The organism is Paenibacillus sp. J53TS2 (genome assembly GCF_018403305.1).
Lineage (GTDB): Bacteria > Bacillota > Bacilli > Paenibacillales > Paenibacillaceae > Fontibacillus > Fontibacillus rhizolycopersici.
The window spans coordinates 931,191-952,192 of sequence record NZ_BOSK01000001.1 but is presented as its reverse complement, the minus strand read 5'-3'; the positions used below and the strand labels follow the sequence as shown (position 1 = coordinate 952,192).

Sequence of the window (21,002 nt, the reverse complement as noted above, 5' to 3'; positions counted from 1 at the left end):
GCGAGCATGAAGGGTTTGGCTATCCGCCTCTGCATTCTGGGTCTGCTGCTCGAGGAAGACCAACATCCTTACGAAATGCTGATTCGCATCCGGGATCGATTCCTCGACCATCACGGCAACTTTAAAATTGGATCGCTGTATTACGCGGTCGACCAGTTAGCCAAAGAAGCATATATCGAAGCGGTGGAGACGATCCAGACCGATGGACGTCCGGACAAGAAGGTGTACCGGATTACGGACGAAGGCCGGGGGTATTTTCACAAGCTGCTGGTCGACCGTTTTAAAGAGGAAGTGTCCGGTTATCATCCGCTGCATGTCGCCTTGGTATTCGCTAGACACGGGGATCGCGACAAGATCGTTGCCTTGCTGCAGGCTCGCATTCGGGAAGCGGAACATCAGGTAAATTTAAGCTACCAGGTCTACGAAGAGCATCGCGGGATCGTGCCGCGAAGCGTGCTGCATCTGATGGCCGGCCGTTACGAGCACGCCCAAACGGAGCTTTCCTGGCTGCGCCGGCTATATGCGGATGCCAAAGCTGGGCGATTGGGCGACAGGGACCCGGCCGATTTGTTGAACGATGAAGAATAAGAAACTCCCCGAATCCCACAGGCGATTTTCGCTTACGGGATTCGGGGAGTTTCTTTAGTTTGTTCGAGGAGGAGAGGGTTCATCAGGAAGTGGTCCTGCTGGGTTAAGCCTATGAGCCTGCGATGGACTGCCTTAGGCTTGGTCAGTCAGGCCGCAGTTCCTTGACCAGACTTGGCGGTGTCCGTCCTTCAAGTGCGGCAACCAGGTTCTCGGCAGCTCGCATCGCCATCTGCCGGCGGGTCTGGTCCGTCGCTGAACCGATATGCGGCAAGGTCACGACGTTGGGCAACTTCAGCAACGGATGGTCCGGATCGATGGGCTCTTTCTCGAACACATCAAGTCCCGCACCGTAAATTTGTCCGTTCTGTAAAGCGGCGGTCATCGCCTGTTCATCAACGGTAGCCCCTCTCGAGGCGTTAACGAATACGGCCGTCGGCTTCATTAAGGCAAATTCACGCCCACCGATCAGCTTTCGCGTTTCCGGCGTGAGCGGCGTGATCAGCACGATGAAATCCGCTTCCTGCAGCAATTCGTCCAAGGAGCGATAAACGGCGCCCAGCTTGGCTTCAGCCTCAGGCTTGCGGCTGCGGTTGTGGTACAACACATCCATTCCGAAGCCAAATTGCCCCCGGTGGGCAACGGCTTCGCCGATTTCACCCATCCCGATGATACCCAGCTTCTTATGGTGGACGTCCAGGCCAAACAGGTTTTGGCCATCGCCGCGTTTCCATAACCCGGCCTTGACGTATTTGTCCAACTCGGATATTCGGCGGGCAACGTCCAGCATTAAGGCAAAGATGAGATCGGCGACCGTGTCGTTCAGGACGGCTGACGTGTTGGTCCCCATCACGCCGCGGGCTTTCATCGCATCCAGATCAAAGTTGTTATAGCCCACGCTGATATTGCTGACGACTTTCAATTTAGGTGCATGGTCCAGCAGTTCCTGATTGATACTGCGATCTGCGGTTAACAGGCCTTCGGCGTCGCTCAAACTGGCTAGCAGATCGGCACGGCTCATTGGCCCGTCTCCCTGCCATTTGCGGATTTCGCAATGCTCGGCAAGGTAGCTCTCAACTTCCGGGGGAATCGGCCGGGAGATAAACACTTTCGGTTTCATGATGTACTCCTCTCTCGAATGGGAAGGTCTGAATGATTCAAGCCAAGGGATTGATCAGCGGTTATCGATCTTCTCCGGATACATGTCGTGATTCATCAGGCGATGTTCAGCCATCGCTTCATATTTGGTGCCGGGACGGCCGTAGTTGCAGTAGGGATCGATGGAAATGCCGCCGCGCGGTGTGAATTTGCCCCAAACCTCGATATACTTAGGCTCCATGAGTTTGATCAGATCGTTCATGATGATGTTGACGCAGTCCTCGTGGAAATCACCATGATTGCGGAAACTGAACAAATACAGCTTGAGCGACTTGCTTTCCACCATTTTGATGTCGGGAATGTAGCTGATATAGATGGTGGCGAAGTCAGGCTGCCCGGTGATCGGGCATAGGCTGGTGAATTCCGGACAGTTGAACTTTACAAAATAATCGCGGTACGGGTGCTTATTATCAAAGCTCTCCAGTACCTCAGGCGCATAGTCAAAAGGATATTTCACACCCTGGTTGCCCAGCAGCGTGACGTCCTGCATTTCTTCGCGGTTTCTTCCGGCCATGGGAGGCCCTCCTTTTAATATATTCATTTCGTGTTTCTAGCGTCGCTTCGTGTGCTTTGCAATTTGCGCTTCCGTTCTGTGTTTAGTGCGCAAAACGTTTGATGGCTGGTTCTAACGGACCGTACAGCCCTTATTTGCCTATTTCCCGGTCATTTCCCGCTGTAACGGACTCCAGCGACCTTATTGGGTCATAATCGCAGCCGATTTGCTGCGTTTCTTCGAAATAAGGTCTCCTCAGTCCGTTAGAATCGGAAAATGCCCTTGGAGCCTCAAATAACGTCTCTGGGGTCCGTTAGCCGCGAGAAGGCGGGGCGGAAGCCAGCGTTTCCCGAGACTAAGTAGCATGAGGCTACGTGAGTGGACGGAGGTCTCGGCTGAATTAATGATTCGCCGCCGCCACCGCCTCCTCGAACCCCTTCGTGATCCAAGGCCGATTTTTGAACTACCGCCTCAATAAAGGTTCAAAAATCGGGTTTGGAGCACCGAGAAGGTTGGATGAAACTAGAGACGGAGTAGCACAGCGTAGCAGGAGGCTACGTGAGCAACGGAGGTCTCGGCTGAATTTAAGATTCGCCGCCGCCACCGCCTCCTCGAACCCCTTCGTGATCCAAGGCTGATTTTTGAACTACCGCCTCAATAAAGGTTCAAAAATCGGGTTTGGAGCACCGAGAAGGTTGGATGAAGCTAGAGACGGAGTAGCACAGTGTAGCAGGAGGCTACGTGAGCAACGGAGGTCTCGGCTGAATTCAAGATTCGATGCCGTCCCTACTTCCTCGAACCGCTTCGTGATCCAAGGCTGATTTTTGAACTACCGCTACACGCCGCGTTTGTTGCCCCAGACGAGGGCGTGCAGCTGCGGCAAAACCCGAACGTCGTTCAGGTCCGGCGTGGCGACCACCTTGTCGATCAGCGCCTCATAGCGGTGCAGCAGGTCGGACGCATGTTCCTGGATGTCCATCCGCTTCACGTCCGGGTTGCCGACCTGCACATACATCGGCACAGCGGGATATCGGCTGTGCACTTGCTTCGCATAATCCAGGTCGTCGTCATCAAACACGACGACCTTCAGGCTGACGGCGAGCGGGTGAGGCCGGGCCGACAGCTTGGTGACGATGTCGTCCAACACGCCCCAGTCGGTATCCATGCCCGAGCTAGGCGGCTTCGGCGACAACGTCACCTGGTCGACCGCAGCCAGCCAGTCCTGCCAGCGCGAGCCTTGGGTTTCGACCGCGACGGCAATGCCTTCGGCGTGGAGCAGCTCGACCAGGCCGGCGAGCTGCGGCAGAAGGGCAGGGTTGCCGCCGGACAAGGTGACGTGGGCGAATCGGTTGCCGCCAATTTCGCGCAGCTCGCCGAGAATCTCGGCCGGGGTCAGGCGGCGGATCATGTCCTTCGCGCTGCCGTCCCAGGTAAAGGCCGAGTCGCACCAAACGCAACGGTAGTCACAGCCGGCGGTGCGGACGAACATCGTCTTTTGCCCGATGACCATGCCTTCGCCTTGAACGGTGGGGCCGAAGATTTCCAGGACGGGGATCGGCAGCTGGCGGGTATCCTTAGTTTCTTGATCAAACACGGATAACTCCGGTGCAACGAGCTGTGCAGAAGCAGAATTCTCTTTACTCATCCCGCATCCACTCCCGTCTTGCTTCGGCGTAGCTGGTCGGCGTCTCGTAGAGGCGGACGAACTCCGTCCGGCCTTCAAGCACCGGATTCCGGTAGGCTTCGGATTGCAACGCCTCCTCCATCTTCTCGAACAGCCATACCACCATATTCTCGGCGGTCGTATTCATCGGCGGCAGTGTTTCATTAATGTAACGGTGGTCCAGGTACCCTTCGATTTCGTTCTTCCAGATCCCCTTGATCGTGCCAAAATCAACGGTCATGCCGATTTCGTCCGGCCGACCGCTGATACCGAACACCACTTTGTAAGTGTGGCCGTGCAAGTTTTTGCATTTACCGTCATAAGCATGTAAATGGTGTGCCGCATCAAAAGTGAACTCCTTGCTGACCAGCACCCGGCGGCGGTGGTAACGCAGCTGGTCCCGGCCGATGTCCTGGCCCAGCTTCTGAAGCGCTTCGACGATGCGGAATTCTCCCGGTGTTCGGTTCATTTCATATCCGCCTCCTGGCGCTCCAGCAAGTATTTATCCAGTCCGGCCTTTCTCAGCTTACAGGCCGGGCATTCGCCGCAACCGTCGCCGATGACGCCGTTATAGCAGGTCAACGTCCGTTCGCGGACGAACTCGAAGGCTCCAAGCTCATCGGCCAGTTTCCAGGTCTCCGCCTTATCAATCCACATGAGAGGGGTATGAATCACAAACTCGTAATCCATAGCCAGGTTCAGCGTCACGTTCAGCGATTTGACGAACACGTCGCGGCAATCGGGATATCCGCTGAAGTCTGTCTCGCAGACACCGGTGACGATATGCTTGGCGCCTACGCCCTTAGCCAGCACGGCGGCAAAGCTAAGGAAGAGATGATTGCGGCCGTCCACAAACGTGCTGGGCAACTCGCCTTCCTGGTGCTCGATTGCGATGTCGCTTCGAGTCAAAGCATTTTGAGTTAATTGGCCGAGCAAGCTCATGTCCAGCACGGTGTGCTTGATCCCCAGCTCGGTGGTAATGGATCTCGCGCAGTCGATTTCCAACTTATGGCGTTGGCCATAGTCAAAGGTCACGGCTTCAACCTCGCCGAACTGCTGAATGGCCCAGAACAGGCAGGTGGTGCTGTCTTGACCACCGCTGAACACTACAACCGCTTTTTCATTTTTAAGCATAAAAAACCCTCCGTCTTCTTGAATAGTGAAGCGGGAAAGCGTGGCTTTCCGGCTCATTGGCAGAAGAAAGAGAGTTCTTGAACTGGTCACAAAAAAACAAGCCCGTTCGACCGACAGGGCGTTCCTTAGCGCTGCGCCTCGGTGCGAATAAGCAAACGAGTATGCAGGCACGAAAGAACCCGCCAAATCTAGGCTGGGCACTTATAGTTTTTTATAGAGGGAGTTCTCGAACCTCTCCCATGCGCCCCAATGGGGGAGAGCATGGACTTCTTCTTCAATTCATAAGCGCTTGGGATTAAGGCCCCAGGCACAAAGCCCATTATAGCATATTTTGTTCGTAAAGGAAGAGAAGACAGGCGGTCACATCAACGATTTTTTAACGAAATGAAGGAATTATTGGTTCACAAACCAGCGGAACTAACCGATAATGGAAGAGATTAACTAAAGGAGGGTATAGCATGCGAAAAATTAAATGGCTGGCCATTCCACTGGCGCTGCTACTGGTAGCGCTAACAGGATGCCAGGCGGTCGGCGGGTTTGACGTGGCCAAAGCGCTGGCAAGCAGCGTGAAGACAACGAGTAGCGAGTCGAAGCAGACGGTTACCGTCGAGGTTATTCCGGCTGCATCGGCAAAGCTGACTGCAGAAGATCAAAAAGCAATTGATCTCATTAATTCATTCTCCCTGAATATCGACAGCGCGAAGGTGCAGGATACCAAACAACTTTCGATGAAAGGCTCTGTCGGATTGAAGGGGGAGAAGATTCCATTCCTCTTCGCCATGGACGATAAGGGCATTGCGCTGCAGGTTGAAGGCGCGAAGCAGCCGTTATACATATCCCAGCAGACGGCCACCATTCCCGGCTTAGCGGATATGAGCTCTATGGAAGCCGGAGCGCAGGAGCTTTCCGTCAAACTGGCGGAATTCGTTCTGAAGCATTTCCCCAATCCTTCGGTCCTGACTGTGAAGCAAACCTCCTCGCAGGTGAACGGGGAAACGCTGAGCTTGACCAACCTTCATGCGGAAGTGCGCGGCGATGAGTTATTCGGGTTGATTAAGCCGTTTCTTGCCAGTGCGGTGAAGGATGAGCAAGGACTTAAGGATTTGATCGCGGGTTACTACGATTTGCTGACGCCGTTCCTTGGTACGCTGGAAGACCTTCCGGAGGATGCGGAACTCACGCCGGAGCTGGCGGAGGAAACGAAGAAGCAAGCCGTGGACGAATTGTACAAGGAGCTTCAGCAAGGGATTGAAGAGCTGCTTGCCTCTTATGACGAAGAGGTAGCCGGTTTGTTCGCCGATACGCCGGAGCTTGCGACCGTGTTCGGGAAAGATACGGTGCTGAAGCTGGATCTTTATTTCGACGGCAAGCTGAACATCCGCAAGCAAACGATGGAATTGAACGTAGCGCTTCCGGCTTCCGAGGATCTTCCGATCTCTGCGATCAAGGTGCGCAGCGACAGTGAAATGTGGAACATCGGCGGGACGGTAACTGCGGATCAAGTGGATACGCGTGAGGGTGTCATCGACGTGATTGAAACAGAACCAACCCCGGGGCAATTATTACGTAACTTTAAGGATGTCGCGCCGCTGTACAAATTGCTCAAAGAAGATTTCCAACTGAGTCATAAACAGGTTGTACTGGATACTCAAAGCGATTACTACGGAGTCATCACGAAGAACGGTACGTCCTTCGTGCCGCTACGCTATTTGTCTGAGCAATTTGACGCTGAAGTGAAATGGACACCGGGCTCCGGCCAACTGGTCGTGATCGATGACCTTACAGGCAAGGAGATCGTCCTGAAGGTCGGCTCGAAACAAGCGACGGTGGACGGCAAGGTTGTTCAGCTCAGCCAGCCCGCTTTTGTGCACAAGGACGGCTCAACCTATGTACCGTTGCGTTTCCTGACGGAAGCGCTTGGAGCAACGGTGAGCTTCGATGCGGACGGTTGGATTACGATCGTAAGAGAGTAAGCAAGTAAGCTGGCAGCCGCAACATATACGGGATCTTTCCAAGCCATTTGGGTGATGGCTTGGGAAGATCCTTTATTTTTTGGCGAAATATTTGATTATTTGACCCAGTCTATGTATAATGATAATCATTATCAATGGAAATTGGGGGAACACTACAAATGAAGGTTTACAAACACCGTTTTCTCACTTTGGCGGCGGTCTTGCTGCTGACGGTCGTCCTCGCGGCCTGCGGTCAAAATGGCGGTAACTCGGCAAATGATGCGACCGCGTCGAACAACGACGCAACGGGCAATACGCAATCCGGCAACGGAGCGAACGATACCGCTGAAGGACAAGCTGCTACGAAAATCTACAAGGACTTCACCGGGCAAGAGGTGGAAATTCCAACGAATCCAGAGCGGATCGTGTCGGTTACGCACCTGGGTGACCTGCTTGCTCTGGGCGTGAAGCCGATCGGTGCCGGCTCGCTCGCATTGGAAAATTCGGTGCTGTTGAGCAAGGAGCTGGAGGGCGTAGAAAACGTCGGAGATATCTCGGTCGAGAAGGTGCTGGAGCTTCAACCTGACCTGATTATTGTGCCGACTTACACGCCGGCCGATATCGTGGAGCAATTAAAAAAAATCGCTCCGGTCGTAACGCTCGCGACAGCGGGCTGGGAAGGCATCGATCCGCTGGAGGAAGTGAAGACGGTCGGCGAGATGCTGGGTCGCGAACAGCAAGCGGAGGAATTCATAACCCGGTACAAGCAAAAAGCCGAAGACGCTAAAGCCAAGCTTAGCGAGGTCATCGGTCCGAACGAAACCGTCGGAACCTATTCGATCTGGGCTAAAAATTTCTGGGTATGGCCGAAAACCCGGGATGCCGGGTATAACCTGTATGAAATGTTTGGTCTAAAGCCACAGGAGAAGATCGAGAAAGAAGTATTCTCGACCACGGGCGCGGACATTTCCTTGGAGGTTGTTCCGGAATATGCCGCGGATCACATGTTCCTGACGGTGTATGAGCCGGATGGCGGGAAGGAACGTGCTGAAGAAGTGATGAATGGACCGGTGTGGAAAAATATCCCTGCGGTTCAAAAAAACCACGTGTATCTGCTGAACTATAAAGAGTTCTGGATGGTGGACGGACTGAATCTGGAGAAACAGCTTGATATTCTCGTGAATCTCGTCGTCAGCCAAAATCAAAAATAACAGGTTAATAAAGAGGCCGTTCCCCGCGTCAAACCATGACGTGGAGGAACGGCCTTTTGGCATCTTGCATCGGCGTTATAGTCTTACACTACCTGCCGATTGATCGCCGCTGAGAATTGCTCGACTTCATCCCAGCGGATCGCTGGAAGCGCCCGCCCTTCCTTTCGTGCTGCACGCGAGACCATTCTTGCCACGAACCGGTCGAACAGACTCATTTGTTTGAGGCTGAGTTCGCCGCCGAATCCGGCTTTGACCGTAGCGTGCTCCAGCAGGTCCGCCGGAAAGGAGGCGTCTAGGAAGTCTTCGGTTTTCTCAAAGGTTCCGCAGCAGATAAACAAGCCTAACTTCTTTCGCATGAGTTCGGTGGAATGATCGCGGCAAAATTGCCGGCAGGCCTGCTGAAGTTGACCAAAGTAAATCGATCCTCCAACGATGACGCTGTCGAACTCTGTCAGATCGGGGACGGCTTCCTGCCGTAAATTAAGGATTTCCACGGGGTCGTTGATCTTGGTTGCCAAGGTTTTGACGCACTTTTCCGTTGTGCCGTATTTTCCTGCATAAACGATGAGTGTGCTCATCACGTACCCTCCCATTCGACCGATTTCGATATCCTCTCTATTGTATCTGGAAATGTTTAGGTGATGATGCGACATCGGTCATATAGAGGCTGCAACAATCAACGGAGCATTGCCCATTCCTCGGCGATCAATGGCTCGGGAAGACGATAACCGATCAGCACGAGATACAGCGGTCCGTCATAATCCATCGCTTCCCAGTTGAACCGCTTGCCGGAGTATTGCATCAGGTAGGCTGATTTCTTCGGTTGGGAGAAACGCACGTAACCTTTGGCCCGAAGCAGGCCGGGGCTCCACTTCTTGATGAAACGCTCCAGCTTGGATGCGGGGATTTGCAACGGTTCGCGGATCGGCAAACTGATGGTGTTGATGCGGCTGTAGGAGGTGGGAGCCTCCCCACCGGACGCTGAAGTGGGAGTAGCCGTTAGGTGCTGGTGCGGCTGGACGATCTGAAACGGGGAACGGCTTCCCCGCGAGGAACTCCCTGCGGCAGCGGTAACCTGCGGTAAGCGGCGCGATACCGGTCGGATCGTCGAGAAGAGGGAGGCGAGTGGGATATTGGCGTTGACGGCGTAATGAACCTGGCCCTCGGCATTATATTTGCGGACCATTTCGGTGACTTTGCCGCTGTGAACCGGCGGGATGAGATCGGTTTTGTTAATGATCAGATCATCGGCGGCGGACAGCTGGCTGCGCAGCGTACGAACGAGTTGTTTGTCCGAAGCGAAGAGACTGTTATACTCCAAGGCATGTTCAGCATCGACGAGGGTGATGACACGGTGAAGGTACAGCTTGGACAGAAGACCGGGCTCGGCCAACTGTTCGACGATTTCCTCAGGGTTCGCCACCCCGGTGAGCTCCAGTAGCAGCAGGTCGGGGTCCTGTTGAAGCAGACCGGTCAGGGCCGCTTGGATTTCGTCTTTTTTGGTACAACAGATGCAGCCGTCCAGCATCTTCTCCAACGGAAATCGGGTAGAAGTCGAGCGGGAGACCAGCTCACCGTCAATATCACTTTTGCCCAACTCGTTCATTAGAACACCAGGCTTAAGCCCACGTGCGGCCGCCTCCTCCAGCAGCTTGATCAGCAGGGTCGTTTTACCGCTGCCTAGAAATCCGCTGAGGACGACTACCGGTATTTTCATCGCCATATTCATCGGGCAAATTTCTCCTTTCGGAATGGGTCATTGACAAAGAAAAGACTAGTTTTTAAGATATACTTATTCGTAAACATTACGTTTAATGCATAGGACAGGATGGATGAATATGCTTAAAATGAAGCGGGGCGACGTTCTGCTGATCGTGTTTCTGGTATTGTTGGGTTCGGCGTGGCTCCTCCTGCGCCAGGCGTTGGAGAGCCGAGAGACGGTTGATCCGGCCACGCTTCGCGCCGAAATCAAAGTAGACGGCGAAACGTTCCGCAGCGAGCCCCTTGGCGGTGGGGAGGAGACGATCGAGATCCACAGCGAATACGGCCACAATACCTTAAAAGTTTTTGACGGGGGAATCCAAATGGTCTATGCCGATTGTCCGAAAAAAATCTCCATGCAGATGGGCTTCATCTCCCGGCCCGGGGAAACGATCATCTGCGTGCCGAACCGCGTGTACGTGGAGGTGGTTCGCAGCGGTACTCCAAGCCCGGAAGAAAACGGCGTAGATGCTTATGTCCGCTAAACTTTGTCCTCTCCTCCAGGCCTCGTTATCCGCCGGTTATTTTGCCGGTTCCGCCTCCGACAGGTTCTCCCACGCTTTCACCGAATCCTCGCTTGGGTAGACGTAGGGCGTTTGGGGCCTTGGAATTTCCCAAATACGCTCCGCCTTAACGGTAATGATCGCTTTACCCTGGCGAATTTGCGGTTCGATGACTCCTTCTACTTCAAGCCAAGTATCTTTAGCTAATCCTTCGAGCGGTTGATCAGAGGTCACTATGAGGCCAAACGGGGCCGAATCCGCGGTACAGCACAGGACGAGAAACCGCCCAAGGATCAGTTCCCCCTCGTTGCCTTGCCCGTCCTGGCGTCCCGGTTCCTGGTAAACGAATCCGCTCAGCTTGACTTTTTTGCCGCGGAATTCTTCCGCAAACAATTCGATCGCCCCGATCGTTTCGGAGAAGATTTCCGGTTTCACCTCGACGACAGCCTGCGGGTAAAGCCGCTTGGCCAATTCGGCGAATTCAACGTTATAGGGGTCTGGCGCCCGGAAGAGTTCTTCTAACCGTTCAGAGGCGAGCAGGGGAGAGGTTAGGCTCATCCCTTTTTTGGCTGCCGCTGAGCTGCCGAGGGCCTGATCGGGAAGCAAGGTCCCGAGTAGCAGCGGGAGCAGAAATAAGCCGTATACCGTTCCGTTCTTCCATCTGGATACGGAAAGCGGGCGCTCGCAGTCGCAGAGGGCGGAAGACGGCTGGAACAGCGCCTGGTAGGCCAGACATACCGCCATGACGGCGAGCGGAATCGGGCAGAATCGAATCAACGGCTCCATGCGGGGGCCGATGTAATAATGCAGGGCTCCCGACCGGGCCAGATGGGCGATAAACAGAGCCAATCCAAGCAGGATCAGCGATCTGGCCAAATAATGCCGGCGAATGAGTCGAGGATGGTTCATGCGGCAAACAACCTCCTTTCAAGCGCGATCGATCGAGATGGGTGTGTGTTATCAAGGCTACGGATTCAGCCAAAGCGTGCCGGTTAACGCCGCCCCCGTGAACACGAGGGTAAAGATCAGGAAAGAGATGTACAGGACGAATTTCGTGCGGAACACGGAGAGCAGCATCAGCAGGTTTTTGAAATCAAGCATCGGCCCGAATACAAGAAAAGCAAGCAGCGAACCGCCGGAGAAGGTCGGCAAAAAGGCGGAAGCCACGAACGCGTCGGACGTCGAGCAAAGCGACAGCAGGAACGCGAAACCCATCATGAAGAGGTAGCTGCTGACCGGGCCGCCGCCGATATCCGCGAGCTGTTCATGGGCGACGAACGATTGGATGCCTGCGGTCAGAATGCAGCCGATCAGCAAATATTTGCCCATCTCGAACACTTCGTCTGCGGCATGCACGAACACGGCGGCCAGCTTGCCGCCCCCATGCGCGGGGGAATGGGGTTCGCTTCCCGCGTCCGCACCGGCGGACAGGGCATGCTTTAAGGGATTGTCCTTCCAGGTCAGGTAGACGATCGCCCCGATGGCGGCAGCGACGGCGAAGGCCAGTCCCATCCGGGCGTACACCATCTCGGGGTACAGGCGGAAGGCCATGTAGGTCGCTCCGAACACGACCGGATTCAGGATCGGCCCGGACAAAATAAAGACGACAGCGATGTAAACGGGCATTCCTTTCTGAATCATCCGGCGGATAAGGGGAATCATCCCGCATTCGCATACCGGGAAGATCAACCCGAGCAGGCAGGCGAACAGGATGCCCGGAACGGGATGCTTCGGCATGAAGCGGCGCAGCGTGTTCTCGGAGACGAACAGATGCAGAAGAGAGGAGAGCAACGCTCCGACCAGCACGAAAGGCAGCGCCTCCAGGAAGATGCCGAGAAAGTTGATTTTGAACGTTTGCAGCTCGTCGAGCGGGACCTGCCGAATCAAGGACGGGTACATGACCGTCAGGCAGGCGAGCGCGAAAGCGGCCGGCACAAGAATCGGCAGCATCCGGGTGAGAGCATGTTTATGCATGGCAAACTCCTTATGGGCATTTTAGGTAACCAACGCAGTATCATATCTATTATTTTCCATGGTAATTCAGAACCGGGCTAATAGATTAGTCCGGATAGACGCATTTACAGTTGACAAAGCCCAACGAAGGAAGATATAGTATGGATTATTAATCGTAATGTTTACGATTAAGCTAAAGATGTGACGGATGAGATGTTCGGCCTTGATCAAGAAAGGGGATGAAACCAATTGAATGAACAACCAACGCGCAAAGTTCCGGTTACGGTGCTATGCGGATATTTGGGTTCGGGCAAAACGACGTTGCTCAACCATGTCCTGAGCAATCGCCAGGGCCTGAAGGTAGCGGTGATCGTGAATGACATGAGCGAGATAAACATCGACGCGGAGTTGATCAGCGCCGGCGGAAGCCTCTCACGCACGGAGGAGAGGCTGGTGGAGTTGTCGAACGGCTGTATCTGCTGCACGCTTCGCGATGATTTGCTGAAAGAGGTTCAGATGCTGGCGGCAGAGGGGCGATTCGATTACATATTGATTGAGTCGACGGGCATCAGCGAACCGGTGCCGATCGCCCAAACGTTTACTTATGCGGATGAGGAGTCGGGAATCGATTTGACGAAGATCGCCAAGTTGGACTGCCTGGTGACGGTGGTGGACGCTTACCGGTTCTGGCATGACTTTTCCTCCGGCGATACACTCCTGGAACGCGGGCAGCAAGCGGGGGAGGGGGATACCCGCGACGTCGTCGATCTGTTGATCGACCAAATCGAGACGTGCGACATCCTGATTCTGAACAAATGCGACCTGGTTGACGAGAAAGAGCTGATCGAGCTGGAAGGAGTTTTGCGCAAGCTGCAGCCTACCGCCAAGCTGATTCGCTCAACCATGGGTCGCGTGGAACCGCAGGAAATCCTGAATACGGGGTTGTTCGATTTCGAACAAGCCAGCCAGTCGGCCGGTTGGATCCAGGAGCTGCAGCAGGAAAGCCATACGCCGGAGACGGAGGAATACGGCATCGGTTCGTTCGTGTACCGGCGGAGACGGCCGTTCCACCCGGAGCGGTTGGCGCGATTTATGAGCGAATGGCCGGAGGAAGTGGTGCGGGCCAAAGGTTTGGCTTGGATCGCGACGGATGCGGACATGGCGGCGAATTTAAGTCAGGCAGGGCCGTCGATCCAATTTGGTCCGGCTGGTTATTGGCTGGCCTCGCTGCCCGATTGGCATCGGGAGGAGCTCTTTGCCGAAGAGCCCGAATTGCGGCGCAGGTGGGACGAGGCTTGGGGCGACCGGATCAACGAACTGGTGTTTATCGGGATCGAAATGGACCGCTCCGGGATCGAACGGGAGCTCGACGCTTGCCTGTTAAGCGACGAAGAAATGCAGTTGGACTGGGCGGCCTTCCCGAATCCGCTGCCGTGGATTTCGGCGGAAGAATCGGCCGACGCCGGATAAATGCCAAAGACAAGGAGGGGAAGACATGCGAGTAGTGGTTACGCTGGCCTGCACGGAGTGCGGAGATCGCAACTATACGACGACAAAGAATAAGAAGACGCACCCCGAGCGGCTGGAGCTGCGGAAGTATTCACCGCGGCTGCGCAAATATACGATTCATCGGGAGACGCGTTAATAAAGCCTCGAACCGTTGAGGGGCGATTTGTCGTCTTTGTTAATCGTAATAATTACGCTTTAAAGAAGAGAGGTACCATGATTTTATCAACGATGGAAAACGTCATGTTTGGTTATAGTACAAAGCCGGTGATCGACGGAGTGTCTCTCGAAATCGGGGTTGGCGAGTTTATTGGTATTACCGGGCCGAACGGCGCGGCTAAAACGACGCTGCTTAAGCTGCTGCTCGGTCTACTGAAACCGTGGAGCGGGAGCGTGCGAATCAACGAAGAAGCGCTGATCGACGGACGGCTGAACGTGGGTTACGTCCCGCAGCAAGTTGCCGCGTTTAACAGCGGGTTTCCAAGCCGGGTACTGGAGCTGGTGAAGTCGGGGTGTTATCCCCGGCTCGGCCTGTTTCGGCGGTTTGGCGCGGAGGAGCGGCAGCTCGTCGAACGCAGCTTGAAGCAGGTGGGGATGTGGGAGCACCGCCACCGAAGAATTGGGGAACTGTCGGGCGGACAAAAACAGCGCATCTGCATCGCCCGGGCCTTGGCCGGGCAACCCCGGGTGCTGGTTCTGGACGAACCGACGACGGGCATGGACCGGCAAAGTCGGCAAGGATTTTATCGGCTGCTGCGGCATATGGCGGACCAGCATGGCCTGACGGTCATCATGGTAACTCACGGCCCGGAGGAGGCGGAGGCGTATCTGGACCGCCTGATTTCCCTGGAGCAACAGGAAAGTGAGGAATGGCAATGTTTGACTACGCATTCATGCAGCGTGCGTTTTGGGCAGGCGCTTTGATCGGAAGCATCGCTCCGGTGATCGGCGTCTACCTGATGCTGCGGCGCCAGGCGCTGCTGGCCGATACGTTGTCCCACGTCTCGCTGGCCGGCGTGGCCCTGGGAGCCGTGCTGGGGTGGAACCCGGCCGTCGCGGGCTTCGCCGCCGCCATCCTTGGCGGACTGCTGATCGAGCAGTTGCGCCAGAGCTACCGGGCATACAGCGAGATGCCGGTCGCAATCGTCATGACCTCGGGCTTGGCGCTCGCCGTCGTGCTGATGAGCTTGCGTAGCAGCCTGAGCCAAAGTTTCAGCGCGTACTTGTTCGGCTCAATCGTAGCGGTGAGCGACACCCAGCTGGCGTTGATGGCCGGCGTTGCCTTGGTTGGTGCCGCGTATTTCGCCGTGCTGCGGAGACCGCTGTACAGCCTGACCTTTGACGAAGAAACCGCCCGAATCGGCGGGGTTTCGGTGAAGTGGCTGTCGTTCTCCTTCGCGGTGTTTACCGGGATGGCAGTGGCGGCGGCGATCCCGGTCGTCGGCGTGCTGCTGGTGTCCTCGCTGATCGTCCTGCCGGCATCGCTTGCGCTGCGGCTGGCCCGCGGGTTTGCCGCAGCGATTGCCATTTCGGTCGCCGCAGGCCTGACGGGGATTTTCAGCGGGTTAACCGCTTCATATTACCTGGATATGCCGCCCGGCGGGACGATCGCGTTGATTTTGCTGCTGATTCTATTGATCGGCATCGCGGGGCAGAAGGTCCGAGGCCGGGTCGTCCGAAGGAGCGGCCGTAGCGCGAAGCGGACTGCGCGGGACACAGAGGAAAATATGACGTTGCCGTCCAAGGACGGCGAGAGATTAACGATGGAATAAGGGAGAGAGATGAGGATGAATTTGCGAATTGCGAAACGGGCCGCCGCCGCGGTCGGCCTGAGCTTGGTGCTGACGATCGCCGGTTGCGGCGGGGGCGGACAACAGGCCGGTGGAAATGCGGCTAATTCAACGAATGCCGCAGGGTATGCGGCAGGCAGCGGAGGAACGGTAAACGGGGAACATCCATTACGGATCCAAACGAGCTTTTACCCGATCTACGAATTTACGAAACAAGTCGCCGGCGATTTTGCGACGGTCGAACTGCTGGTTCCCGGTGGCATGGAACCTCATGACTGGGAGCCTAGCCCCCAGGATATCCGGAAGCTGGCTGAATCCGATCTGCTGATCGTGAACGGGGCCGGGATGGAAAGTTGGCTGGAACAGGTAGAGGCATCGTCCGCCAGCGGCAAGCCGGAAATCGTAGAAGCCAGCGAGGGGATCACCTTGATGGAAGGTGGAGAAGAGGAGGAGCACGGGCAGGAAGAGGAACAGGCCGACGGAGATGAGCATGCCGCGGAGTCCGAGGCCGACTCAGGGGAAGCAGCTCACAATCACGACCATGACCACGACCACGACCACGGCGGGCTGGATCCTCATGTTTGGTTGTCTCCGGCGTTAGCGGTCCAGGAGGTCCGTCGCATCGAGGCTGCCTTGGCTCAGGCGGACCCCGAGCATGCTGCCGACTACAAGCAAAACGCGGACGCTTACGCCGACCAGCTCGAACAGCTGAATCAGGAGTTTGTCGAGGGATTGGCGAACGCCAAACGTAAGGACTTTATCACGCAGCATGCCGCATTTGGTTACTTGGCCCGGGAGTATGGGCTGACCCAGGTGCCGATTGCCGGCTTGGCCCCTGATCAGGAGCCGTCGGCAGAGCAGATGACGGAGATCGTGAAGTTCGCCAAGGAGCATCAAGTGAAGACGATTTTCTTCGAGACGCTGGTCTCTTCCAAAGTAGCCGAAACGATTGCCCGGGAAATCGGGGCGAAGACGGCCGTGCTTAACCCGATCGAAGGGCTAACGGCCGAAGACGAGACGGCTGGGGAAGACTATCTGTCGCTGATGCGCCAGAATCTCGATGCCTTGAAGGCGGCGTTAAACGAGTAAAGTAACAATACGCCCGAGATTCGCTATGAAATCACAAAGCAGCCCCAGCCGAATTGCGGCGAGGGCTGCTTTACTTCTTTTAGCTGTCCTCCAGGGATCCGGAGGCGATATTTTTGCCATAGAAGATTTCATCCATCTCGGTCACGAGCATCGCGGTAATCGTCTTCTGCTCCTCGGGGGTCAGCTCGTCCTTTGTATACCCGAACAAATAGTTGTTGAGGTCAAACTGCTTCAGCTTGCACTTCGTATGGAAAATATGCTCCGGGTACACATTGACGTCGATCATCTGATATTGCTCAATTACTTCGTCGGGAATGTAGTTCTGGATCGAACTGATGTCATGGTCGATGAACAGCTTGTGGCCGTTGATGTCCCGGGTAAATCCGCGAACCCGGTAATCGATCGTCATAATGTCCGCTTCGAAGGAGTGGATCAAGTAATTCAGCGCCTTTAACGGCGAGATCTCCCCGCAGGTCGACACGTCGATGTCGGCACGGAACGTGCTGATGCTTTCGTTCGGATCGTATTCGGGGTACGTGTGCACGGTGATATGGCTTTTGTCGAGCTGCATTACGACGGAGTCCGGCAGCGGCCCGGGCGATTCGTCAAACGACTCGGTGGGCACCTCCACTACGGGGCCTTCGGAAATCAACATGGTCACGCTGGCTCCTTGCGGAACGTAATCCTGGTTCGCGATATTCAAAATATGAGCGCCGATAATTTCGGAAACGGTGCTGAGGATTTTCGTCAGGCGGTCGGAATTGTACTGGTCGTCGATATAGGCGATATAAGCTTCGCGTTCCTCTTTGGTCCGGGTGTAGCAAACATCGTACATATTGAAGCTTAACGTTTTGGTCAGATTGTTGAACTCATGCAGCTGAATGCGCTGCTCCGGCGTCAACTTCATCAGGGAATCCCCCTTAGCATAGGTATACCCTATTGGTTATTCCCTTTTCTTCTGGAAAAAAAACGTCATGCCTAAGACAGCGCATCCCATCTGGACCATTGCTCCGGCGGGTTCAAGGTATAGACCTCCAGCTCCCGGCTCATGAACCGGTGGATGATCCATTCGCGGCGAATCGTGGCGTAATCCTCGTCAAATTGCTGGATGTACGCATTAATTTCAGGTTCGGTGTAGTTTCGTCCGTGCTCGAGACCGGAAACCAAATGCTCCAGAACGATTAATTTCTTCTTGAGCTGGGCTGGCAGGTTCTTGAGTCTCCCTGAATTTGTGAAAAAGTTGCGGAGGACGTTCTCCGGCAAAGGCGTGCGTGGGGTGGTCATATTGGTACCTCCTCATGAATTGTGAATTAGCCATAAATCTAATTAGATGATTATTTAATTAGATGATAAACGATGATCCCTTGACTGTCAAACAAGCGCTCCTTTCCTATGATTCCCACCCTATGTTAGTTTGACAGAATAGAGTTGATATTGTATCCTACAAACACAATTGAATCAGACCTCACGTTCTTCATGGTGAGGTAGAGGCGCGATATTTAACAGTTTTCGGAGGAGCTTGAGCAAGCGAAGAAGCCGGGAAGAAGGAAATGTCGCCGAAGCGGGATACAGGCTCACTGTATGCTGCTGGGTCTGCAGTTAAGAACTGCAGGACTGTCTTGGTAGATTACCCGATCTATCAAGTTGCGCTATCTCGTCGAGGGGAGAAGTGGGTGTCAGGACGGAAATGAACCCATCAAACGGCCTCGGAGTATACCCGAAGCCGTTTTTTTGTTTCTGTTATTCATCTATTATTTGCATGGAGAGTGAAGAAAAATGAGAAAAACTTGGTCTTTATCCATCCTGATGCTGCTGTCGGCAATGCTTGTCCTGGCGGGCTGCAACTCTGGCAGCAAAGACGACAATACGTTTAAAGTAGGGCTTGAAGCGGGTTATGCCCCGTTTAACTGGACGCAAAACGGTGAGGCCAACGGCGGGGTTCCGATTGACGGCAGCGCGGAATACGCAGGCGGCTACGACGTGGAAATCGCCAAGAAAATCGCGGACGGCCTCGGCAAGAAGCTGGTCATCGTGAAGACGGAATGGAATGGTCTGGTTCCGGCGCTGACGTCCGGCAAGATCGACGCCATTATCGCGGGGATGTCTCCGACGGCGGAACGCAAGGAATCGATAGATTTCTCGGATAACTATTATAAATCGAACCTCGTTATGGTGGTGAAGAAAGGGGGCTCCTATGAGGGAGCTACCTCGATCCAGGATTTCAGCGGAGCGAAAATCACGGCTCAGTTGAATACATTCCATTACTCGGTTATCGACCAAATTAACGGAGTCAATAAGCAACCGGCCATGGACGATTTCCCGGCGATGCGCGTCGCCCTGGAATCGGGGGCCATTGACGGTTACGTCTCGGAGCTTCCGGAAGGCGTCAGCGCCGCGGCAGCTAACGAGAATTTCGCTTATGTTGAATTCACGGAAGGCTTCACCACCTCGGATGATGACACTGCTATCGCCGTTGGATTGGAGAAAGGCAGCGACCTGACGGAGAAAATTAATGAGATCCTGGCTGGCATCTCCGAAGACGAGCGGGCCGCAATCATGAACGACGCCATCAAGAATCAACCTGCAGCGAACTAAATAAAGCACGGTGATCATAAAGCCGGCTGCAGCGGGACTGCAGTCGGTTTTATGGTGATCTTGCGGGAGGAAACAAAATGACTTACGAGTGGATTATTCGAATCGTCTCCGACAACTGGCCCATGTTCCTGCGCGGAGCGGCGGTAACTTTATATATCTCTTTGATCGGCACGATGGTCGGCGCGGCGATCGGCCTCCTGGCCGGCGTGATCCGCACGGTTCCGCTGCCGGAGCGCGGCTTCAAACGGCTGCTGTTCAAGATCGTAAACGGTTTGCTCACCGTGTACATCGAATGCTTCCGGGGCACGCCGATGATCGTCCAGGCCATGGCGATTTTCTACGGGTCGTCCCTGCTGTTCAACTATGATATGGACCGGACGTTCGCGGCGATTTTTATCGTCTCGATCAATACGGGGGCCTATATGGCCGAAATCGTCCGGGGCGGCGTTTATTCGGTAGACAAAGGGCAGTTCGAAGCCGCTCATGCGATCGGGATGACCCATTGGCAGACGATGCGGAACGTGGTGCTGCCGCAGGTCATCCGCCATATTTTGCCGGCAACGGGCAATCAGTTTATCATCAACATCAAAGATACCTCGGTTTTAAACGTCATTTCCGTATCGGAACTGTTCTTTATGACCAAATCGATCGCCGGCAACAACTTCCGGTTCTTCGAATCGTTTTTTGTTGCAAGTATTTTGTATTTGGTCATGACGTTGACCGTAACGAAGATATTACAGCGTATCGAGAAAAGGCTGGACGGCCCCGAAAGCTATACGCTGCAGCGCTAGCAGAAAGCAGGAGTGAAGATGGAAAAGGTCATCGAAATTCGGCATTTGAGCAAATTTTTCGGCGCTAACGAGGTGCTCAAAGATATCAATCTGTCGGTCAGTAAAGGGGAGGTCGTCAGCATCATCGGCTCCTCCGGCTCCGGCAAGTCGACGCTGCTCCGGTGCATTAATCTGCTGGAGAAGCCCAGCGGCGGGGAGATTATTTACAACGGCAACAACATCCTCGATGATGCGCATAAGGTCTCGTCGTACCGCCGGCATTTAGGAATGGTCTTTCAGCAGTTCAACCTGTTCAACAATCATGATGCGCTCAGCAACTGCGTCGTGGGACAAGTTAAGGTGCTGAAGCGCTCCAAGGAAGAGGCGACCGAGACCGCGATGAAATATTTGCGGAACGTGGGGATGGAGCAATACATTCATGCGAAGCCAAAGCAGCTCTCCGGCGGGCAAAAGCAGCGGGTGGCCATCGCCCGCGCTTTATCCATGGACCCGGACGTGCTGCTGTTCGACGAGCCAACCTCGGCGCTGGATCCCGAGATGGTGGGCGAGGTGCTCAAGGTCATGAAGGAATTGGCTTATTCGGGGCTCACCATGATCGTCGTGACCCATGAGATGGAATTCGCTAGAGAGGTGTCGGACCGCGTCGTGTTTATGGATCAAGGCGTTATTGCCGAAGAGGGGACGCCGGAACAAATCTTCAATGATCCGAAACAGGAGCGAACGAGAGAGTTCTTGAAGCGGACGTTAAATCGAGAAGGATAAATATACGGGAAAGGCGGAACCTGGATGAATATTTGGGCTCCGCCTTTTTTGCCCTG

General features: G+C 54.8%; 23 protein-coding genes and 2 riboswitches. Of the genes, 12 read left to right on the top strand and 11 right to left on the bottom strand.

From position 1 onward, the window contains the following. Positions 1-6 precede the first annotated feature (6 nt). Positions 7-588: a PadR family transcriptional regulator gene (locus KJS42_RS04550; protein WP_213622060.1), complete on the top strand. Its 582-nt coding sequence runs from the start codon at positions 7-9 to the stop codon at positions 586-588. Between the two features lie 142 nt (positions 589-730). Here the strand turns inward: KJS42_RS04550 and KJS42_RS04545 are convergent, their stop codons facing one another. The 5 genes from KJS42_RS04545 to queC all read right to left on the bottom strand — a co-directional run bounded on the left by KJS42_RS04545 (position 731) and on the right by queC (position 5,033). Then, entirely contained in the window at positions 731-1,705 is a 975-nt protein-coding gene (locus tag KJS42_RS04545) for a 2-hydroxyacid dehydrogenase (protein ID WP_213622059.1), read from the bottom strand. A gap of 54 nt (positions 1,706-1,759) precedes the next feature. Next, positions 1,760-2,257: a preQ(1) synthase gene (gene queF, locus KJS42_RS04540; RefSeq protein ID WP_193415461.1), complete on the bottom strand. Its 498-nt coding sequence runs from the start codon at positions 2,255-2,257 to the stop codon at positions 1,760-1,762. Positions 2,258-3,071: 814 nt separating this feature from the next. Beyond that, positions 3,072-3,881, bottom strand: a complete 810-nt coding sequence (queE, locus tag KJS42_RS04535) for a 7-carboxy-7-deazaguanine synthase QueE (protein ID WP_213622058.1) — start codon at positions 3,879-3,881, stop codon at positions 3,072-3,074. Next, positions 3,874-4,368 carry a 6-carboxytetrahydropterin synthase QueD gene (gene queD / locus KJS42_RS04530; RefSeq protein WP_213622057.1) on the bottom strand — a complete coding sequence of 165 codons (495 nt, stop codon included), beginning with the start codon at positions 4,366-4,368 and terminating at the stop codon, positions 3,874-3,876. Before queD ends, queE begins: the two co-directional genes overlap by 8 nt. Further along, positions 4,365-5,033: a 7-cyano-7-deazaguanine synthase QueC gene (gene queC / locus KJS42_RS04525; protein ID WP_213622056.1), complete on the bottom strand. Its 669-nt coding sequence runs from the start codon at positions 5,031-5,033 to the stop codon at positions 4,365-4,367. The genes queD and queC overlap by 4 nt, the downstream gene beginning before the upstream one ends. 197 nt (positions 5,034-5,230) lie before the next feature. Continuing rightward, positions 5,231-5,274: riboswitch (PreQ1 riboswitch) on the bottom strand. Positions 5,275-5,491: 217 nt separating this feature from the next. Here queC and KJS42_RS04520 point away from each other — a divergent pair. Both KJS42_RS04520 and KJS42_RS04515 read left to right on the top strand, forming a co-directional pair. Next, positions 5,492-7,006, top strand: coding sequence for a copper amine oxidase N-terminal domain-containing protein (locus tag KJS42_RS04520; RefSeq protein ID WP_213622055.1), 1,515 nt, complete (start codon positions 5,492-5,494; stop codon positions 7,004-7,006). A 158-nt stretch (positions 7,007-7,164) separates the two neighbouring features. Then, positions 7,165-8,196, top strand: a complete 1,032-nt coding sequence (locus tag KJS42_RS04515; RefSeq protein WP_155607587.1) for an ABC transporter substrate-binding protein — start codon at positions 7,165-7,167, stop codon at positions 8,194-8,196. 83 nt (positions 8,197-8,279) lie between these two features. Here the strand turns inward: KJS42_RS04515 and KJS42_RS04510 are convergent, their stop codons facing one another. After that, a complete protein-coding gene (locus KJS42_RS04510; RefSeq protein WP_167521265.1) occupies positions 8,280-8,774 on the bottom strand; it encodes a flavodoxin domain-containing protein in 495 nt (164 codons plus the stop codon). Positions 8,775-8,872: 98 nt separating this feature from the next. Further along, positions 8,873-9,925 (bottom strand): CobW family GTP-binding protein, encoded by a 1,053-nt coding sequence (locus KJS42_RS04505; RefSeq protein ID WP_213622054.1) that lies wholly within the window; start codon positions 9,923-9,925, stop codon positions 8,873-8,875. A 109-nt stretch (positions 9,926-10,034) separates the two neighbouring features. On the opposite strand from KJS42_RS04505, the gene KJS42_RS04500 reads away from it, so the two are divergent. Beyond that, complete coding sequence (locus tag KJS42_RS04500; protein WP_213622053.1) at positions 10,035-10,442, top strand: NusG domain II-containing protein; 408 nt, start codon at positions 10,035-10,037, stop codon at positions 10,440-10,442. Positions 10,443-10,478: 36 nt separating this feature from the next. On the opposite strand, the gene KJS42_RS04495 is transcribed toward KJS42_RS04500, so the two are convergent. Further along, positions 10,479-11,369: a TIGR03943 family putative permease subunit gene (locus tag KJS42_RS04495; RefSeq protein WP_213622052.1), complete on the bottom strand. Its 891-nt coding sequence runs from the start codon at positions 11,367-11,369 to the stop codon at positions 10,479-10,481. Positions 11,370-11,426: 57 nt separating this feature from the next. Next, positions 11,427-12,434 (bottom strand): permease, encoded by a 1,008-nt coding sequence (locus tag KJS42_RS04490; protein ID WP_155607582.1) that lies wholly within the window; start codon positions 12,432-12,434, stop codon positions 11,427-11,429. A 228-nt stretch (positions 12,435-12,662) separates the two neighbouring features. Between KJS42_RS04490 and KJS42_RS04485 the strand changes: the two genes are divergently transcribed. The 5 genes from KJS42_RS04485 (at position 12,663) to KJS42_RS04465 (ending at position 16,798) form a co-directional block, all read left to right on the top strand. Next, a complete protein-coding gene (locus tag KJS42_RS04485; RefSeq protein WP_213622051.1) occupies positions 12,663-13,883 on the top strand; it encodes a GTP-binding protein in 1,221 nt (406 codons plus the stop codon). A 25-nt stretch (positions 13,884-13,908) separates the two neighbouring features. Next, positions 13,909-14,058: a 50S ribosomal protein L33 gene (gene rpmG / locus KJS42_RS04480; protein ID WP_059046469.1), complete on the top strand. Its 150-nt coding sequence runs from the start codon at positions 13,909-13,911 to the stop codon at positions 14,056-14,058. Between the two features lie 77 nt (positions 14,059-14,135). After that, positions 14,136-14,843: a metal ABC transporter ATP-binding protein gene (locus tag KJS42_RS04475; RefSeq protein WP_213622050.1), complete on the top strand. Its 708-nt coding sequence runs from the start codon at positions 14,136-14,138 to the stop codon at positions 14,841-14,843. After that, complete coding sequence (locus KJS42_RS04470; RefSeq protein WP_213622049.1) at positions 14,789-15,691, top strand: metal ABC transporter permease; 903 nt, start codon at positions 14,789-14,791, stop codon at positions 15,689-15,691. Before KJS42_RS04475 ends, KJS42_RS04470 begins: the two co-directional genes overlap by 55 nt. 15 nt (positions 15,692-15,706) lie before the next feature. Then, positions 15,707-16,798, top strand: coding sequence for a metal ABC transporter substrate-binding protein (locus KJS42_RS04465; protein WP_213622048.1), 1,092 nt, complete (start codon positions 15,707-15,709; stop codon positions 16,796-16,798). A gap of 79 nt (positions 16,799-16,877) precedes the next feature. On the opposite strand, the gene speD is transcribed toward KJS42_RS04465, so the two are convergent. Further along, a complete protein-coding gene (speD, locus tag KJS42_RS04460; RefSeq protein ID WP_155607577.1) occupies positions 16,878-17,705 on the bottom strand; it encodes an adenosylmethionine decarboxylase in 828 nt (275 codons plus the stop codon). 71 nt (positions 17,706-17,776) lie between these two features. Then, the gene (locus tag KJS42_RS04455; RefSeq protein WP_213622047.1) at positions 17,777-18,082 is read right to left on the bottom strand and encodes a DUF2087 domain-containing protein; all 306 of its coding nucleotides are present in this window, start codon (positions 18,080-18,082) and stop codon (positions 17,777-17,779) included. A 193-nt stretch (positions 18,083-18,275) separates the two neighbouring features. Next, positions 18,276-18,458: riboswitch (Lysine riboswitch) on the top strand. A 116-nt stretch (positions 18,459-18,574) separates the two neighbouring features. On the opposite strand from KJS42_RS04455, the gene KJS42_RS04450 reads away from it, so the two are divergent. The 3 genes from KJS42_RS04450 to KJS42_RS04440 all read left to right on the top strand — a co-directional run bounded on the left by KJS42_RS04450 (position 18,575) and on the right by KJS42_RS04440 (position 20,946). Beyond that, the gene (locus KJS42_RS04450) at positions 18,575-19,393 is read left to right on the top strand and encodes a transporter substrate-binding domain-containing protein (protein ID WP_155607575.1); all 819 of its coding nucleotides are present in this window, start codon (positions 18,575-18,577) and stop codon (positions 19,391-19,393) included. Between the two features lie 77 nt (positions 19,394-19,470). Continuing rightward, positions 19,471-20,184 carry an amino acid ABC transporter permease gene (locus tag KJS42_RS04445; RefSeq protein WP_193415447.1) on the top strand — a complete coding sequence of 238 codons (714 nt, stop codon included), beginning with the start codon at positions 19,471-19,473 and terminating at the stop codon, positions 20,182-20,184. An 18-nt stretch (positions 20,185-20,202) separates the two neighbouring features. After that, positions 20,203-20,946, top strand: coding sequence for an amino acid ABC transporter ATP-binding protein (locus KJS42_RS04440; RefSeq protein WP_155607573.1), 744 nt, complete (start codon positions 20,203-20,205; stop codon positions 20,944-20,946). Positions 20,947-21,002 lie beyond the last annotated feature (56 nt).